This is a genomic window from Cognatazoarcus halotolerans, assembly GCF_009800965.1.
GTDB lineage: Bacteria > Pseudomonadota > Gammaproteobacteria > Burkholderiales > Rhodocyclaceae > Cognatazoarcus > Cognatazoarcus halotolerans.
Genome location: NZ_WUAF01000002.1, coordinates 392,548 through 409,586, shown reverse-complemented (window position 1 = coordinate 409,586; position 17,039 = coordinate 392,548). Strand labels below are relative to the sequence as shown.

Here is a 17,039-nt window from a genome sequence, read left to right as displayed (position 1 = left end):
GCTGCACCTCCTTACTTGCCAAGCAGCTTGTAGCCGCCGTTATCAACGCGGATCAGCACACGACCACGTGCGTCGAGGCCGAAGTGATCGGTCGGGGTCATGTTGAAGACACCATCGGTGCCGACCACTTCCTTTTCGGTCTCGAGCGCGTCACGCAAAGCCTTGCGGAATTCCGGGGTGCCCGGCTTGCCTTTTTTCAGCGCGGCTGGAACGGCGGCCTTGAAGAGCAGCCCGGCATCGAAGGCATAGGCCGCAAACGACGAGAAACTGCCGGCACCGTACTTGGCCTCGTAGTCCTTGACGAAAGCCTGGCCGATCTTCTTCGAGGGATGGGAATCCTCGATCTGGTCGACCACCACGACCGGGCCGATCGGCATGATCACGCCCTCGGCGGCCTTGCCGGCAACCTTCAGGAAGCCAGGATTGGCAGCGGCGTGGGTCTGGTAGATCTGGCCCTTGAAGCCGCGCTCGATCAGCGAGCTCTGCGGCAAAGCGGCCGGACTGCCCGAGGCCACCACCAGCACCGCATCGGGACGACTGGCAACGATCTTGAGCACCTGCCCGTTCACCGAGGTATCGGTGCGGTTGAAGCGCTCGGTGCTGGTGAGCTTGATGCCGGCCGCGTCGAGCATCGGCTTGATGCCGACCAGCCAGTCTTCGCCGTAGGCATCGGAGTAGCCGATGAAGCCGAGGGTCTTCACCCCCTTGAGCTTCATGTGCTCGACCAGCGCGCTGGCCATCAGGTTGACATGCTGCGGGGTCCGGAATACCCACACGTTCTTTTCCGCCGGCAGGTTGATCGGCGACATGCTGATCAGCGGCGTCTGGCTTTCGACCGCAACTTCGGCCATGGCCAGCGACGCCGGCGTGACCGACGATCCGAACAGCACGTCGACCTTGTCCTCGGTCACCAGCTTGCGGGCATTCTTGGTGGCAGCCGACGGATCGGTGCCGTCGTCGAGGACGATGTAGTTGATCTTCTCACCACCGACCGAGGTAGGCAGCAGCGCGATCGCATTCTTTTCCGGAATGCCGAGGGCCGCCCCAGGCCCGGTCGATGACAGCGACACCCCGACGTTGATGTCGGCGAGTACCGGCTGGCTGACGAGCAGCGCTGCGGCTGAACACAGTACGGCGAGTTGCTTGATCTTCATTTTTGCTCCTTCGACTCCTCTGATTTCGTGTATCCCGGCCTGCTGCGAGGCCGGGGCGTGGTACCGCCTCGAGGGCTTGCTGTGCCCTTCTGGTTCTGTATCGGCGACCGGGCCGGGCGGGAGGTCCCTGCTTCCGGTCGCCGCCGGCGATGTCAGGTCGCCAGCATGTCCTGGTGCTTTCCACCCAGGCCGAGATAGGTCTCGATCACGCGCGGGTCGTCGCGCAGATCGTGCGCCGGCCCCTCCATCGCCACGCCGCCGGTCTCCAGCACATAGGCGTAGTCGGCGACGGCCAGCGCGGCGCGGGCGTTCTGTTCGACCAGCAGGATCGAGACGCCGGTCTTGCGCAGCTCGGCGATGATCCGGAAGATCTCGCGGGTAATCAGCGGCGCCAGCCCGAGGCTTGGCTCGTCCAGCATCAGCAGGCGCGGCTTGCCCATCAGGGCGCGGCCGACCGCCAGCATCTGGCGCTCACCGCCGGACAGCGTGCCGGCCTGCTGGGCGCGGCGCTCCTTGAGGCGCGGGAACAGCTCGAAGACCTCGTTCATGGTTTCGGCGTGGTCGCGCTTGCCGGTGCGGTAGCGATGAAAGGCGCCAAGCAGCAGGTTGTCCTCGATGCTCATCTCGCCAAACAGCTCGCGCTTTTCGGGCACCAGGCTCATGCCGCCGGCGACCATCCGCTCGACGTCCGGGCTGACCTCGACCCGGCCGTTGAAAGCCACCTGCCCTTTCGATTCGAGCAGCCCGACGATAGCCGACAGCATGGTCGTCTTGCCCGCCCCGTTGGGACCGATCACGGTGACGATCTGGCCTTCGCCGACGCGGATGTTGGCGTTGGTGAGCGCCTCGACCTTGCCGTAGGCAACGCACAGGTCGCGCACTTCAAGCACCGGTTGTGCAATCGTGTTCATTCCACGCCTCCCAGGTAGGCTTCAAGTACGGCAGGGTTTTTCTGGATTTCTTCCGGCAGGCCCTCGGCGATCTTCTGGCCGAACTCCATCACCACCACCCGATCGACGAGCCCCATCACGAAGTCCATGTCGTGCTCGACCAGCAGGATCGCCATGCCTTCGGAACGCAGCTTGCTGAGCAGCTCGCCGAGCGCCTCCTTCTCCTTGAAGCGCAGACCGGCGGCCGGCTCGTCGAGCAGCAGCAGGCACGGATCGGAAGCCAGCGCACGGGCGATCTCGAGGATTCGCTGCTGCCCGAGGGCCAGCGAGCCCGCCTCTTCGTGCATGTATTCCTCGAGCCCCACCCGCTTGATCTGATGCGCCGCCTCGGCGATCAGTCGCGCCTCCTCGCCACGCTCGAGCCGCCAGGCGGCCGGTACCACGCTGCCGCTGCCGCGCAGGTGCGCGCCGATGGCGACGTTCTCGAGCACGCTCATCTTGGGCAGCAGCTTCACGTGCTGGAAGGTGCGGCTCATGCCAAGCCCGGCAATCTCGCGCGAGGCGTGCCCGGCAATCGACTTGCCGCGAAACAGCACCTCACCGGAGGTCGGCGTATCGACACCGGAGAGCTGGTTGAACATGGTGCTCTTGCCTGCGCCGTTGGGGCCGATCAAGGCCAGGATCTCGCCCGCCTCGACATGCAGGTTCATGTCGTTGTTGGCCACCAGGCCACCGAACTTCCGGGTCACCTTGCGGGCCTCGAGGATGCGTTCGCCACGTGCCGGCATCTCGCGGCGCGGCAGCGCGGCAGCCGTGGCGTCGACCTCGATATGCTGACCGCGCACCGGCACCAGTTTTGCCAGCAACGGCCAGACGCCGTCACGGGCACGGTGCAGGATGACAACCATCATCAGGCCGAACACGATCACTTCGAAGTTGCCCGAAGCGCCGAACAATTTGGGCAGCCAGTCCTGCAGCCACTGCTTCATGACGGTGATGATTCCCGCACCGACGATTGCGCCCCACACCTGACCCGCGCCACCGACGACCGCCATGAACAGGTACTCGATGCCGATGTGCAGACCGAAGGGTGTCGGATTCACGAATCGCTGCATGTGTGCATACAGCCACCCCGACGCGGCGGCATGCAGCGCGGCGATGACGAAGATGACCATCCGCGAGCGCGAGGTATTCACCCCCATCGCCTCGGCCATCACCATGCCGCCCTTGAGCGCGCGGATCGCGCGGCCTTCGCGGGAGTCGAGAAGGTTGCGGGTGGTCAGCACCGCGGCAAGCAGGAAGACCCAGATCAGGTAGAAGATCTCGCGGCCCTCGTCGAGCTCCCAGCCGAAGATCGAGATCGAGGGGATGCCGGTCAGCCCGGTGTGCCCGCCCAGGGTTTCCATGGTGCCGAACAGGAAATACAGGCTGATGCCCCAGGCTATCGTGCCCAGCGGGAGGAAATGCCCCGACAGGCGCAGGGTCAGCGAGCCGACCAGGAGCGCGACCAGCGCAGTGAGCAAGAGGCCGATCACCAGCGCCAGCCAGGGCGAGCCGCCGGCCCACGCAAGCCAGCCGGGCAGATCCGGAGACGCCGTGAGCACGCCGGTGGTATAGGCACCGAGGCCGACGAAGGCGGCCTGGCCGAAGCTGGTCAGGCCTCCGACACCGGTCAGTAGTACGAGGCCGAGCGCAACCAGCGCGTAAAGACCGATGTAGTTCAGCAGCGTGACGTAGAACTCGGGCAGCACCACCGGTGCCAGCGAGACCAGCAGCAGGAACGCGACCAGCACGTGTGCGGGGGCGAATCCGGCGAAGCGACGTCCGGCCACGGGCTCTGTTGCCGGCAGCGCGATCGAAGCGGGGCGTGAATCAGGCTTGCTCATGCTTATTCTTCCTCGTCGATGTGGTGGCTGGTCAGCGACTGCCAGAGCAGCACCGGAATGATCAGGGTGAAGACGATCACCTCCTTGTAGGCACTCGCCCAGAAGGATGAGAAGGACTCCAGCAGGCCGACCGTGAGCGCGCCGGCCGCAGCCAGCGGGTAGGAGGCGAGGCCACCGATGATCGCGGCGACGAATCCCTTGAGGCCGATCAGGAAGCCGGTGTCGTAGTAGATGGTGGTGACCGGTGCGATCAGCACGCCCGACAGGGCGCCGATGAAGGCCGCCAGCAGGAAGGTGAGCTTGCCCGCGAAGACCGGCGAGAAGCCCATCAGCCGCGCACCGTTACGGTTGATCGCGGTCGCCCGCAAGGCCTTGCCGTAAATGGTTCGCCCGAAGAACAGGTAGAGCACTGCGATGAGCAGCGCGGAGGTGCCGACAACCCAGAGCTGCTGCCCGCTGATCATGATCGAGCCGAGTTCGAACTGCGCATCGGAGAAGGCCGGCGTACGGGTTCCCTCGGCACCGAAGAAGAGCAGGCCGAGGCCGACCAGGGTGACATGCAGCGCCACCGAGACGATCAGCAGGATCAGCACCGGGGCTTCGGCGATCGGCTGGAAGGCCAGCCGGTAGATCATCGGCCCCAGCGGCACGACGATCGCCAGCGCCACCAGGATCTGCAGCAACATCGGCATGGCGCCCGGCTGGCTTGCGTAGAACAGGGCGGCGAGGGCCAGCGGATAGGCCAGGTTCCAGCCCAGTATCGATACCAGGCGACGCGCATCGCCGCGCCGCACTGCCGCCAGACCATCCACCGCAGCCACTGCAACGCCACATCCCAGAAGCAGCCACAGCGTCGCCGGCGTATTGCCGCCCTGCAGCGAGGCGAGCGTCAGCGCGCCAAAGGCAACGAACTCCCCCTGCGGAATGAAGATTACGCGGGTCACCGCGAAGACCAGCACCAGCGCCAGCGCCAGCAGTGCGTAGATCGCACCTGTGGTAATGCCATCCTGCCCGAGCAGGATCGCTATCTGTAAATCCATATTTGTCTCCACACCCGCCCCGGTCGAGCGGGTTGCCATGTTTGCGAACCCGTTGCTGGCGGCTTCCTGCCGCTCTGTGCTCCACGTCGTCGATCGAGCGACGACGGTGCTACAGTAGCCCGAACAAACTAACTTGTCAAACACTTGGCCAATAAAGTTTAATGGACAAATGGCCGCACGCTTCCATGCCCGCGGAAGGCCGTCCGGAGACGACGCATCACCGTCGCGCGCCGCCGGTTATCATTCGGGGTCAGCCACGTCGATCGACAGACAGCAGGAATGCCGCAGCAATGAACCAGCACACAGCACAGGGGATGGAAGACGCGCCGGATGCGGAGTCAGCAATTCTCGAGTTCGCCCGCACCGAGCCGACGCTCGGTCAGGCCGCCGTGGCCGAACGTCTTCGTGCACGCGGAATACGGATTTCGCCATCGGGCGTTCGCTACATCTGGCAACGGCACGATCTCGAGACTGCGGTCAAGCGCCTGCAGGCACTCGCCGACCGGGTCCCCGAAGCATTGACGCCGGAGCAGCAACGCTTGCTCGAACGCGGCCAGTTGAGCGCCCGTCTCGCCAGCGGCGTCGTTGCGGACGAGAGCGAAGCAGGTAATTCCGCCGGCGGTGCGGCCGAAGGCGACACGCCGAGCCGTCATGCACTCATTCTTCATGTGGCGGCCGAACGCTTTGCCGCCCAGGGATACGATCGCACCTCGATCCGCGACATCGCCCGCAGCGTGGGACTGTTGCCGGGTTCGGTGTATCACCACTTCCCCGCCAAGGAAGACCTATATCTGGCAATACACCGGGAAGGATTCCAGCGCGTCATGGAGCGCGTCAGGCAAGCTGCCGCGGAAGGAAGCGATCCGTGGGACAGTCTGCGCCGGGCCTGCGAAGTGCATGTCTCGGCAATGGTCGAGGGTTCGCCGGTCGACCGCATCACCGGCCACAGCCTGGCGATGATCGGCGACCATGAACTCTACGACAAGATCACCGACAACCGCCGCGCCTACGAGCTGGTCTTCCGCGACATCATCGGGGGCCTTCCGCTCGCACCGGATGTCGATCGCACCTTGTTGCGGTTGACGCTGCTCGGTGCGATGAACTGGGTAGCGGTGTGGTATCGCGAAGGCAAGCGCAGTCCGCAGCAGATTGCCGACATGATGGTGAACATGATGCGCGGAGGCGTCGAGGGCTGATCCGACGATCGCCCCCGCAGAGTCAATGCCCCCTGAGACCCAGAGCCCGTTGAGGGGGATCGCGCTGCTGATGGGCGCGCTCGTGCTCTTCGTGATGCTCGACACCACGGTCAAGTACCTCGGCAGCCGCTGGCCGGTGCCAATGCTGGTGTGGGCGCGCTACCTCACCCACTTCTTGATGATGCTGGTGGTACTCGGACCTGGCATGCGGTCGCGGCTAGTAGCCAGCAGTCGCTGGCGCTACCAGATCGTGCGCGCCCTGCTCCTGCTATGCACCACCTTCTTCGCAATGTCGGCGCTGCAGCACATGCCGCTCGCCGAGACGACTGCCATCGTCTTTCTTGCGCCGCTGCTGGTCACACTGCTGGCTGGCCCGATGCTGGGCGAAAAGGTGGGAGCCAGAAGCTGGATCGCCATCGCCACGGGATTCGGCGGCGTGATCCTGATTGCGCGGCCGGGCAGCGGATTGGTGCCGGAGGGCGTGGTACTGGCCTTTTCCGCAGCGGTTTGCTATGCCTTCTATCAGATCACCACGCGCAAACTCTCTCCGACCGAGCACCCGGTGACGATGCTTTTCTATACCGCCCTGGTCGGAACCGTATGCATGAGCGTTTCGCTGCCGTGGATCTGGGGCGGGCCGAGCCTCACCATTGTCGACGCGGCCTTGCTACTGTCGCTCGGCGTCTATGGCGGATCTGGACATTTCCTGCTGATCCGCGCCTTTCGGGAAGCCTCCGCGTCCACGCTTGCGCCGATCCTGTATGTACAACTGGCCTGGGCGACACTGGCCGGCTGGCTGATCTTCGGCCATTTTCCGGATCGCCTTGCGCTGACGGGAATCGGCGTCATCGGCCTCGCCGGTGCAATGATCGCACTGGGCAGCAAAGGCGTCGCTTCTCACAAGGTGTGATTGTGCACGGGCACCCGGGAACCCCGGTTGCCCGTCGCTGCATCACTGCATGTGCTGCCCGCCGTTGATGGCGATATTCGCACCGGTAACGAAGGCGGCCTCTTCGGAGGCCAGATAGATGATCAGCCCCGCGACCTCGGACGGCTCACCGAGTCGCCCCAGCGGTATCTGCGGCAGGATCTTGCTATCGAGCACTTCCTTGGGAATGGCGGTCACCATCTTGGTGCCGATATAGCCCGGCGAGATCGTATTGACCGTGACCCCCCGTCGCGCCACTTCCAGCGCCAGCGCCTTGGTGAAGCCGTGCACCCCCGCCTTTGCCGCCGAATAGTTGGTCTGTCCGAACGCCCCCTTCGAGCCGTTCACCGACGAGACGTTGATGATCCGGCCCCAGCCGCGTTCGACCATTCCGTCGGCAACCTGCTTGGTCATGTTGAACAGGCTGTCGAGATTGGTCCGGATCACCGCATCCCAGTTCGCCTTGTCCATCTTCTTGAAAGTCATGTCGCGGGTGATGCCGGCATTGTTCACCAGTACGTCGACCTCCCCCACCTTGCTGCGTACTTCGGCCACGGCCGCCGCGCAGGAATCGAAATCCGCCACGTCGCAGGGCACGGCCATCACGTCGTAACCCTTGCCCTTCATGTCGGCCACCCAGTCGGCATGCTTGTTGTTACCCGGCGAGTAGGTCACCACGACCTTGTAACCGGCATCGACCATCTTGGTGGTGATGGTTTCGCCCAGCCCGCCCATGCCGCCGGTGACCAGTACCACGCGTTGCTTGTCGCTCATATATCTGTCTCCGTTGTTGGTCTTCTGGATGCAGCCTGACGCCGTGTAACGGGCGTCTCGCTCATGCCGAGGAAATCAGCGCATCGGCCGATGACCGTGCGGCGCGTTCAGGGCAGGAGCTCGCCCAGCATACGACAGCATCAACAGGGAGGGAATCGTGAATCGTCCAGCAGTCAGGCCGGATCGGTGCGACAGACCGTGGCGGATCAGGTATCGCGCCTGCCAGCCGGGCGCATATGCTGGCCGGATCCGTAGAAGCTCAGCACCCGCTGCACATACTGACGGGTCTCGGAATACGGCGGTACGCCGTCGTAGCGCATCACCGTACCCTCGCCGGCATTGTAGGCCGCAGCGGTCAGGGCGATGTCGCCGTCGAAGGTGGCAAGCAACCAGCGCAGGTAGGCGAGCCCGCCACGCACGTTCTGCTCCGGATCCAGTCGATCGGCGACGTTGAAGCGTTCGGCCGTGGCGGGGATCAACTGCATCAGCCCCAGCGCGTCCTTGGGAGAGCGCGCAGACGGGTCGAAGCCAGACTCGTTGCGTACGATGGCCAGCGCCAGGCGCGGATCGACACCGAAGCGCGGCGCCAGCCGCTGCACAAGGTGCGCAAGCCGGCGCCGCTCCGACGGCAGCGCCTCGACGTAGCGCTGCGCCTCGGCAGCCGAAATTACGCGATTTACCGGTGGGAGATCGGCCAGCGCCAGAGGCTGATCGAAACACCCCGGCGTGACGATGCGGCCCGGACGATGATTCACCAGCAGCTGCTGCGCGTCGCGGTGACCACGCTGAGCCGCGAAGGAAAGCAGCGTGGTCGCGATCAGCGCTTCGTCGGCCCGCTTGCGCCTGCGCTCTAGGTAGAGCTTGCCGAGGCGGTACTGCCCTTCCACGCTGCCGAGCCTGGCGGCAGCGCAGAAGCGTGCCTCGGCGCCCGCCTCGCTACCGAGCGCCTGCGCCGCAATTCCGTCGTCGAGCAGACGCGCCACCGCCGGCGCCTCGTCCGGGAACAGGCTACCCGCCTGGGCAAAGGCCAGGGCGGGCAAGCACAGCAGGAACAGCAAAAGGCGCAGCACGGTCACGCGAAGCGATCTCGAACAAGAAGACACGGGGCCAGTCTACCGGCCCCGTGCCCGATCGCCCGTGACGCTTTATGCCTGACCGGGCAATTTGGCGAACTCGAGCTTCCCTTGCACCGCATCTACGCGGATACAATCCTTGGCGGCGAACCGACCTTCGAGAATCGCCTTCGCCAGCGGATTCTCGATGCGCTCCTGGATCGCGCGCTTGAGCGGACGCGCCCCGAACACCGGATCGAACCCCGCCTCGGCCAAAGCGGCAAGCGCCGCATCGGTGACCTCCAGCCGCATGTCGAGCCGCGCCAGGCGCTTCTCGAGATACTGCAACTGGATCTTCGCGATGCCGGCGATGTGTTTCTGGTCGAGACTGTGGAACACCACCACCTCGTCGATGCGGTTGATGAACTCCGGCCGGAAGTAGGTCTTCACCTCGGCCATCACCGCCAGCTTGATCACCTGGTAATCATCACCGGCCATCTGCTGGATCATCTGGCTGCCAAGGTTCGACGTCATCACGATGACGGTGTTTTTGAAGTCCACCGTGCGCCCCTGACCATCGGTCATGCGGCCGTCGTCGAGCACCTGCAGGAGCACGTTGAAGACATCCGGGTGCGCCTTCTCGACCTCGTCGAAAAGGATCACGCTGTATGGCTTGCGGCGCACCTGTTCGGTCAGGTAACCGCCCTCCTCGTAACCGACGTAGCCCGGGGGCGCACCGATGAGCCGTGCCACCGAGTGCTTCTCCATGAACTCGCTCATGTCGATGCGAATGAGGTGCTCTTCCGAGTCGAACAGGAATTCCGCCAAACTCTTGCACAGCTCGGTCTTGCCGACCCCGGTCGGGCCGAGGAACAGGAAGGAGCCATACGGACGGTTCTCGTCCGACAGTCCGGCACGCGAGCGGCGGATTGCGTCGGACACCAGCCGGGTCGCCTCGTCCTGGCCAACCACGCGGTTGTGCAGGTAGTCCTCCATCCTGAGCAGCTTGTCGCGCTCGCCCTGCATCATCTTGCTCACCGGGATCCCGGTCGCACGGCTCACCACCTCGGCGATTTCCTCCGCGCCGACCTGGGTCCGCAGCAGCTTGTTCGGCTGCGCGCCCTCACCGGCCTGCTCGGCCGTCTTCAGCTGGGCCTCGAGCTGCGGGAGCTTGCCGTACTGCAGCTCGGCAACCTTGTCGAGCTGACCCTTGCGCTGGAAGTCCGCCATCTGCGCGCGCAGGCTGTCGATCTCTTCCTTGATGTGGGCCGAGCCATGCGCCTTGGCCTTCTCGGCCTTCCACACTTCATCGAGATCCGAATATTCCTTCTCGAGACGACCGATCTCTTCCTCGATCAGGCCGAGACGCTTCTTCGAAGCCTCGTCCTTTTCCTTCTTCACCGCCTCGCGTTCGATCTTGAGCTGGATCATGCGACGGTCGAGCTTGTCCATCACCTCGGGCTTGGAATCGATCTCCATCTTGATCCGCGCCGCCGCCTCGTCGATCAGGTCGATCGCCTTGTCCGGCAGGAAGCGGTCGGTGATGTAGCGATTGGAGAGCTCCGCCGCGGCGACGATGGCCGGGTCGGTGATGTCCACGCCGTGGTGGATCTCGTACTTCTCCTGCAGGCCGCGCAGGATCGCGATGGTGCTCTCCACGCTCGGCTCGTCGACCAGCACTTTCTGGAAGCGACGCTCGAGCGCGGCATCCTTCTCGATGTACTTGCGGTATTCGTCCAGCGTGGTCGCGCCGATGCAATGCAGCTCGCCGCGCGCCAAGGCGGGCTTGAGCATGTTGCCGGCGTCCATCGCCCCCTCGGCCTTGCCGGCACCGACCATGGTATGGAGCTCATCGATGAAGACGATGATGCGCCCCTCGTCCATGGCGATTTCCTTGAGCACCGCCTTGAGGCGCTCCTCGAACTCGCCGCGGTACTTTGCCCCGGCCAGCAGCGCAGCCATGTCGAGCGACAGCACCCGCTTGCCCTTGAGGGTCTCGGGTACTTCATCATTGATGATGCGCTGCGCCAATCCTTCCACGATGGCTGTCTTGCCGACGCCCGGCTCGCCGATCAGCACCGGGTTGTTCTTGGTCCGGCGCTGCAGGATCTGGATCGCGCGGCGAATCTCGTCGTCGCGTCCGATCACCGGGTCGAGCTTGCCCATGCGGGCACGCTCGGTCAGGTCGAGCGTGTATTTCTTGAGCGCCTCACGCTGACCCTCGGCCTCCTGGCTACCCACGTTGGCACCGCCGCGCACGGCCTCGATCGCCGCCTCGAGCGCCTTGCGGTTGAGACCGTGCTCCTTGAGCAAGCGTCCCGTCTCACCCTTGTCGTCGGCGAGCGCGAGCAGGAACATCTCGCTGGCGATGAACTGGTCGCCGCGCTTCTGCGCTTCCTTGTCGGTGAGGTTGAGGAGGTTGCCCAGGTCGCGGCCGATCTGCACTTCGCCGCCATGCCCCTCCACTTTGGGCAGGCGCTCGACGGCCTTTTGCAGGGCGGTCTTCAGCGGACCGGTATTGACACCCGCGCGCTGCAACAGGGACTGCGTACCGCCGTCGTCCTGGCCGAGCAATGCGGACAACAGGTGTTGCGGCTCGATGAACTGCTGATCGTTGCCGACAGCAATGCTCTGGGCATCGGAGAGGGCTTGCTGGAACTTGGTGGTGAACTTGTCGAAGCGCATGGTCGCAAATCCTTGGTAAGGTCAGGGTTGTTTCCGAAGTGGGGGCGCACCTATGTTTTTCAATGGCCTCGCCTCCGGAAGACCGATCGCGGTGCGCACCCAACGATGAACGAGCAATTCATTGCGCACCGCAGCAAACGACCGTTTGAAATTGGTGAAAACCCTAATTTCTTGCCCGCACTTGCGCTTCGATGTGCTATGTTCCACGCCGAGGCAGTAATGGACCCTTGCATATTGCGGTGCAACGCACCGGGGTCTGCAGCAGCGGGAGCAGTGCCTCGTTCAGACACCAAACCGAGTATGGAGGGCAGTAAATGGCTACCAAGCAACAGGACCAGTTCAACGAGCTTCAGAAAAAGAACCTCGAGGCCGCGATGCGCCTCGCCCAGATGTCGATCGAGAACTCCCAGCGCATCATGGAACTCCAGGTCAAGACCGCCAAGGACCTGTTCGAAGAAGGCGTTCAGAACGCCCAGGCCCTGACCTCGGTGAAGGATCCCCAGGAAGCGCTCGGTCTGCGCAGCAAGTATGCGCAGGTCACCACCGAAAAGATGCTCGCATGCGCACGTGAGATCGCCGAGATCACCACCAAGACCCAATCCGAATTCGGTCGTCTGGTGAGCGAGCAACTGACCTCCGGCGGCTCCGACGTCTTCGAAGCCATGCAGAAGATGTTCAAGGGCATGCCGATCACCGATCAGAACGCCATGGGCTCGATCCAGGGCGCAATGGAAACGGCCCGTGCCGCCTTCGAGCAGATGACCCGCGCCCAGACCGATGCCTTCCAGGCCTTCTCGAGCATGACGGCTCCGAAGGGCAAGAAGTAAGCCGGCCTCCCGGTCATTGAAAAGGCGCCCCGCGGGGCGCCTTTTTCATGTCCGTCTGTCCGTGCGGCACCGCCTCGCTCAGTCCGGCACCGACCAGCGCCCGGCCGCCTCGTCATCGCTGTCACGGGCATCCACCCAGCGCCCCCCTTCGGCGGTGTCTTCCTTCTTCCAGAAAGGTGCGCGGGTCTTGAGGTAATCCATGATGAACTCGCAGGCGGCGAAGGCTTCGCCGCGGTGCGCACCGGCGACGCCAACGAAAACGATCCGATCGCCGGGCGCGAGCCTGCCGACGCGGTGAATGACCCTCACCCCGAGTATCGCGGGCCAGCGTGAGCGCGCTTCGACGACGATGGCTTCAAGTGCCTTCTCGGTCATCCCCGGATAGTGTTCGAGCGTCATCGCCTGCACATCGCTGCCCTGCGAACCATTCTGCTTGTCGGCGCGAACCAGTCCGGTAAATGTTGCCAGCGCACCGACATCGTCGCGGCCGGCCGATAGCCGCTCGGCCTCCCGACCCGGATCGAAATCCGCCTCCTGAACACTGACACTCATCTCAACCTCCGGTCACCGGCGGGAAGAACGCGATCTCGTCGCCGTCGGCGATCGCCACATCGTCCTTCACCATCACCTGGTTAACCGCCGCGCGCACGTTACGGCCCCGCGCCAGCGCGGGCACGCCTTCTCCGCGCTCGGCGAGGAAGCGCTGCAGCGCGGCCACGCTCGACACCCCGGAAGGTGCCTCGACCAGTTCCTCCGCCTTGCCGAGCGATTCCCTGAGACTTGCGAAATAGAGCACTTTGAATTTCATGGCAGTCAGTACAACAACTCGGAAAACGGAATGAATCGCACCACGTCACCCTCGGCAATCGCCACACCGGGCGGGTTGTCGATGACGCCATCAGCCCACACGCACGAAGTCAGCACCCCGGAACTCTGATTCGGATACAGCGCCAGCGTACCCTCTGCATCAACCCGCGCGCGCAGGAACTCGCGCCGGCGATCGGGACGGGTCCAGGCGAACCCTGCCCGGACCAGCTGGGCGCGGGGCATCACCTCAGCGACGCCCTGGCTCCGCAGGATAAACGGACGCACCAGCATCTGGAAGGTCACCAGCGCCGATACCGGATTGCCCGGCAAGCCGATGAAAGCCGCTTCGCCGACTCGCCCGAAGGCCAGCGGCTTGCCCGGCTTGATCGCGATCTTCCACATCTCGAGTCGCCCTTCGGCCTCGACGGCCGGCTTGACGTGATCCTCCTCGCCCACCGAAACCCCGCCCGAGGTCACGATCAGATCGCAGGCGGCCGCACGCCGCAAGGCGGCGCGGGTTGCCTCCAGCGTGTCCTCGACGATGCCAAGGTCATCCACCTCGCACCCGAGATTCGTCAACAGGCTCCTGAGCACATAACGGTTCGAATTGTAGATGGCGCCCTCGCGCAGTGCCTCGCCGGGCATCGCGAGTTCGTCGCCGGTGGAAAACAAGGCCACGCGGAACCGCCGGAACACCGGCACGCGCGCCAGACCGACCGAGGCGAGCTGACCGGCTTCGGCAGGGCCGATTCGCGTACCCGCCGGCAGGATCACCTGCCCTTCCGAGATATCCTCGCCGCGCAGTCTGATCGCCTCCCCGGCACGCGGCCGATGATTGACGATCACATCATCGCCATCACGCTCGCACAGCTCCTGCATCACCACCGCATCGGCACCGGCCGGCACCGGCGCCCCGGTAAAGATCCGCGCTGCCGTACCGGCCGCGAGCGAATGCCCGACGCTGCCAGCGGGGATGCGCTGATCGACCGGCAGACGCACGCCGGCCTCCAAAACATCCGCGACACGCACCGCGTAACCATCCATCGAGGAGTTGTCGTGCGGCGGCACGTTGATGGTCGAGATCTGATCTCGGGCGAGCACGCGCCCGTTGGCATCGAAGGTATCGACCTCCTCGACCCCGGCAAGCGGTCTTGCGCCTGCGAGCAGCCGCGCCAGGGCCTCGTCGAAACTGAGCATCGGAGCGTTCATCGTGCGGACTCTTGGTAGGAGAGGATGAAATCGGAAATTGCCTCGGGATCATTCAGATCCAGTCGCGGCAGCCCAAGTTCCAGCTCGGCATCGGTCGCCACTGCCACCACAAAGGGGTTGTCGGGATAGATCGGCGGCTTGCCATGCGACGGACGGTGCACCTCGATCTTGGGAACCGGCGCGGCCTTGAAACCCTCGATGAGCACCACATCGCAGGGCGACAGGACCGCCAGCTGCTGGTCCAGGCTGGGCTCCTCGGCGCCGCGCAGTTCGTGCATCAGCACCCAGCGATCCGAGGAGAGCATCATCACTTCGGTTGCGCCTGCCTCGCGGTGGCGCCATGAGTCCTTGCCCGGCCGGTCGAGGTCGAAGCCGTGGTGCGCATGCTTGATGACCGATACCCGCAGGCCACGTCGATTGAATACGGGAATCAGCTTCTCGATCAGGGTCGTCTTGCCGGAATTCGAATAACCGGCGATGCCGAATACTTTCATGCAAACACGGCGGCCGGGTGCCGCATCGGATGATCAAGCGCCCGAGGATACAACATGCACCGTCCGCGAACTCACGAAGTGGATCAAGCGGCGGGCGCCGAAGCCCGGTCAAGCGCCTGCCGTCGTCGCAGGTGCCGGCAACTGTTCGAGAAAGCTCACCACCTCCGCCACCTCGCGGCTGCGCCGCATCGGCGGCAGGCTGCGCCACACCCGCTTGCCGTAGGGCTTGTCGATCATGCGCGGGTCGCAGATGCACAGCACGCCGCGATCCTGCTCAGTGCGGATGAGCCGCCCGGCCCCCTGCTTCATGTTGATCACGGTGCGCGGCAGCTGATACACGAAGAACGGGTTGAGCCCCTTCTTCTCGAGATACTCGACCCGCGCCGCGAGCACCGGGTCGTCCGGCGGGGCAAACGGCAGCTTGTCGATCACCACCACTGACAGGGCATCCCCCGGCACGTCCACGCCTTCCCAGAAACTCTGACTGGCGATCAGCACCGCATTACCAAGCCGGCGGAAACGGGCCAGCAGATCGCTGCGCGAACCCTCGCCCTGCAGCAACATCGGCAAGGCCAGCTGCTCGCGGGCCATGCGCTCTGCCAGCAGCTCGTGGATCCGCCGCATTGCCCGCAGCGAGGTGCACAACACGAAGGTGCGACCCTGCGCGGCGCGGATCAGCGGAAAAGCCACCTCGGCGACCCGCTCCACGTAGTCGGGCGAATTCGGGTTGGGCATGCCCTGCGGTGCAAAGAGCATGGCCTGCTCGCCATAGTTGAACGGGCTGCCCCATACCGCGGTGTCGGCTGGCGGGTCCAGCTGCGACAGGCCCATCTCGTTGAGGTAGTGCGAGAAATCCGACCCGATGGCGAGCGTCGCAGAAGTGAAGATCCAGGACTTGGGCTGATTGCCCATCTGGCGGCGGAACACATCGGAAACATGCAGCGGCGTGGCATTGAGCGCCAGCGACTGGGTAAATACCTCGACCCAGCGGATCAGCTCCGGCGCCTCGGGCGCTCGCCAGGCGATCAGTCGGGCCTGCATCTCCTCGGTCCGCCGCAGGCAGTTCGCGAGTCCCTCGGAGCGCTCCGCCTGGCTCTCGACGAGCTGATGAAAGCGGTCGAGTTCGCTGCCGAGCGCCTCGACCGCCTTCATGAATTCCTCGTTCTCGAGCATCTGGGCGTAACCGAAGCGGGCGTTCTCGGCCTTGACCGCGAGCCGCAGGTCGCGCGCAACCTTCTCGAGCGCCCGGGTTGCGTCGATCAGGGCCACGAAGTCGCGCGCCGCGGCGATCGTCTCGGAGCGGGTGTCGCGCGCGAGCTCCAGCAGCTGCGAGGTGGTGACACTCTCGCCGAAGAACAGGCTGGCGGTCTCAGGCAGCTGATGCGCTTCGTCGAAAATCACCGCGTTGGCCGCCGGCAGCAGCTCGCCCATGCCCTCGTCGCGCAACATCACGTCGGCGAAGAACAGATGGTGATTGACCACCACCACGTCGGCCTCCATGGCGCGCTTGCGGGCCTTGAGCACGAAGCAGTCATCCTTGTAGTACTGACACTCCTGACCGAGGCAGTTGTCGCGGGTCGAGGTGGCCGACAACCAGGCAGCCGAGTCCTCGGGCACCTCCGCGCATTCGGCCTTGTCGCCGCTCTGGGTGATCTGCGCGAAGCGTGCGATCACCCGCAGGTCGGCCGCATCCTGCGGCGTCTGGAAGCGCCCGTCGCGCCCATTGCGCTCGAGGTGATAAGGACACACATAGTTGGCGCGCCCCTTAAGCAAGGCCACGTCGACCGGTACCCTGAGCGCCGCCCGCACGGTGGGCAGGTCGCGCTTGAACAGCTGATCCTGCAGCGTCTTGGTGCCGGTGGAAATGATCACCTTGCCGCCGGCCAGCAGGGCTGGAACCAGGTAGGCAAAGGTTTTGCCGGTACCGGTGCCGGCCTCTGCCACCAGCACCCGGTGCTCGCGCAGCGCATCGCCGATCCGCGCAGCCATCTCGACCTGCTGCGGGCGGGCGCTGAAACCGGGAATGGCGCGGGCCAGGGAGCCCTGATCAGAGAAATGGTCCGCGAGATTCGACATGACAGGATCCGTTCAGATGCG

Annotated in this window: 15 protein-coding genes; 3 read left to right on the top strand and 12 right to left on the bottom strand. The window is 64.7% G+C overall.

Annotation, left to right across the window (positions count from 1 at the left end; genetic code table 11):
• Positions 1–11 precede the first annotated feature (11 nt).
• The 4 genes from GQB03_RS04860 to GQB03_RS04845 all read right to left on the bottom strand — a co-directional run bounded on the left by GQB03_RS04860 (position 12) and on the right by GQB03_RS04845 (position 4,970).
• The gene (locus GQB03_RS04860) at positions 12–1,154 is read right to left on the bottom strand and encodes an ABC transporter substrate-binding protein (protein ID WP_159685144.1); all 1,143 of its coding nucleotides are present in this window, start codon (positions 1,152–1,154) and stop codon (positions 12–14) included.
• 152 nt (positions 1,155–1,306) lie between these two features.
• Positions 1,307–2,065 carry an ABC transporter ATP-binding protein gene (locus GQB03_RS04855; RefSeq protein WP_159685141.1) on the bottom strand — a complete coding sequence of 253 codons (759 nt, stop codon included), beginning with the start codon at positions 2,063–2,065 and terminating at the stop codon, positions 1,307–1,309.
• Positions 2,062–3,930: a branched-chain amino acid ABC transporter ATP-binding protein/permease gene (locus tag GQB03_RS04850; RefSeq protein ID WP_159685138.1), complete on the bottom strand. Its 1,869-nt coding sequence runs from the start codon at positions 3,928–3,930 to the stop codon at positions 2,062–2,064. Before GQB03_RS04850 ends, GQB03_RS04855 begins: the two co-directional genes overlap by 4 nt.
• Positions 3,931–3,932: 2 nt before the next feature.
• Positions 3,933–4,970 (bottom strand): branched-chain amino acid ABC transporter permease, encoded by a 1,038-nt coding sequence (locus tag GQB03_RS04845; RefSeq protein ID WP_159685135.1) that lies wholly within the window; start codon positions 4,968–4,970, stop codon positions 3,933–3,935.
• Positions 4,971–5,260: 290 nt separating this feature from the next.
• On the opposite strand from GQB03_RS04845, the gene GQB03_RS04840 reads away from it, so the two are divergent.
• Positions 5,261–6,166, top strand: coding sequence for a TetR family transcriptional regulator (locus GQB03_RS04840; protein ID WP_159685132.1), 906 nt, complete (start codon positions 5,261–5,263; stop codon positions 6,164–6,166).
• A gap of 25 nt (positions 6,167–6,191) precedes the next feature.
• The gene (locus tag GQB03_RS04835) at positions 6,192–7,076 is read left to right on the top strand and encodes a DMT family transporter (RefSeq protein ID WP_159685129.1); all 885 of its coding nucleotides are present in this window, start codon (positions 6,192–6,194) and stop codon (positions 7,074–7,076) included.
• Positions 7,077–7,118: 42 nt separating this feature from the next.
• Here the strand turns inward: GQB03_RS04835 and phbB are convergent, their stop codons facing one another.
• The 3 genes from phbB to clpB form a co-directional block, all read right to left on the bottom strand.
• Entirely contained in the window at positions 7,119–7,868 is a 750-nt protein-coding gene (gene phbB / locus GQB03_RS04830) for an acetoacetyl-CoA reductase (protein ID WP_159685126.1), read from the bottom strand.
• Positions 7,869–8,074: 206 nt separating this feature from the next.
• The gene (locus GQB03_RS04825; protein ID WP_200832104.1) at positions 8,075–8,944 is read right to left on the bottom strand and encodes a lytic transglycosylase domain-containing protein; all 870 of its coding nucleotides are present in this window, start codon (positions 8,942–8,944) and stop codon (positions 8,075–8,077) included.
• A gap of 69 nt (positions 8,945–9,013) precedes the next feature.
• A complete protein-coding gene (gene clpB, locus GQB03_RS04820) occupies positions 9,014–11,605 on the bottom strand; it encodes an ATP-dependent chaperone ClpB (RefSeq protein WP_159685123.1) in 2,592 nt (863 codons plus the stop codon).
• Between the two features lie 314 nt (positions 11,606–11,919).
• Here clpB and GQB03_RS04815 point away from each other — a divergent pair, with 314 nt between their 5' ends.
• Positions 11,920–12,432: a phasin family protein gene (locus tag GQB03_RS04815; RefSeq protein ID WP_159685120.1), complete on the top strand. Its 513-nt coding sequence runs from the start codon at positions 11,920–11,922 to the stop codon at positions 12,430–12,432.
• Between the two features lie 78 nt (positions 12,433–12,510).
• On the opposite strand, the gene moaE is transcribed toward GQB03_RS04815, so the two are convergent.
• The 5 genes from moaE to GQB03_RS04790 form a co-directional block, all read right to left on the bottom strand.
• Complete coding sequence (gene moaE, locus GQB03_RS04810) at positions 12,511–12,984, bottom strand: molybdopterin synthase catalytic subunit MoaE (protein ID WP_159685117.1); 474 nt, start codon at positions 12,982–12,984, stop codon at positions 12,511–12,513.
• Position 12,985: 1 nt separating this feature from the next.
• The gene (moaD, locus tag GQB03_RS04805) at positions 12,986–13,240 is read right to left on the bottom strand and encodes a molybdopterin converting factor subunit 1 (protein WP_159685114.1); all 255 of its coding nucleotides are present in this window, start codon (positions 13,238–13,240) and stop codon (positions 12,986–12,988) included.
• 5 nt (positions 13,241–13,245) lie between these two features.
• The gene (locus GQB03_RS04800; RefSeq protein WP_159685111.1) at positions 13,246–14,448 is read right to left on the bottom strand and encodes a molybdopterin molybdotransferase MoeA; all 1,203 of its coding nucleotides are present in this window, start codon (positions 14,446–14,448) and stop codon (positions 13,246–13,248) included.
• The gene (mobB, locus tag GQB03_RS04795; protein ID WP_159685108.1) at positions 14,445–14,942 is read right to left on the bottom strand and encodes a molybdopterin-guanine dinucleotide biosynthesis protein B; all 498 of its coding nucleotides are present in this window, start codon (positions 14,940–14,942) and stop codon (positions 14,445–14,447) included. Before mobB ends, GQB03_RS04800 begins: the two co-directional genes overlap by 4 nt.
• 108 nt (positions 14,943–15,050) lie before the next feature.
• Positions 15,051–17,018, bottom strand: coding sequence for an ATP-dependent DNA helicase (locus GQB03_RS04790; RefSeq protein ID WP_159685105.1), 1,968 nt, complete (start codon positions 17,016–17,018; stop codon positions 15,051–15,053).
• Positions 17,019–17,039 lie beyond the last annotated feature (21 nt).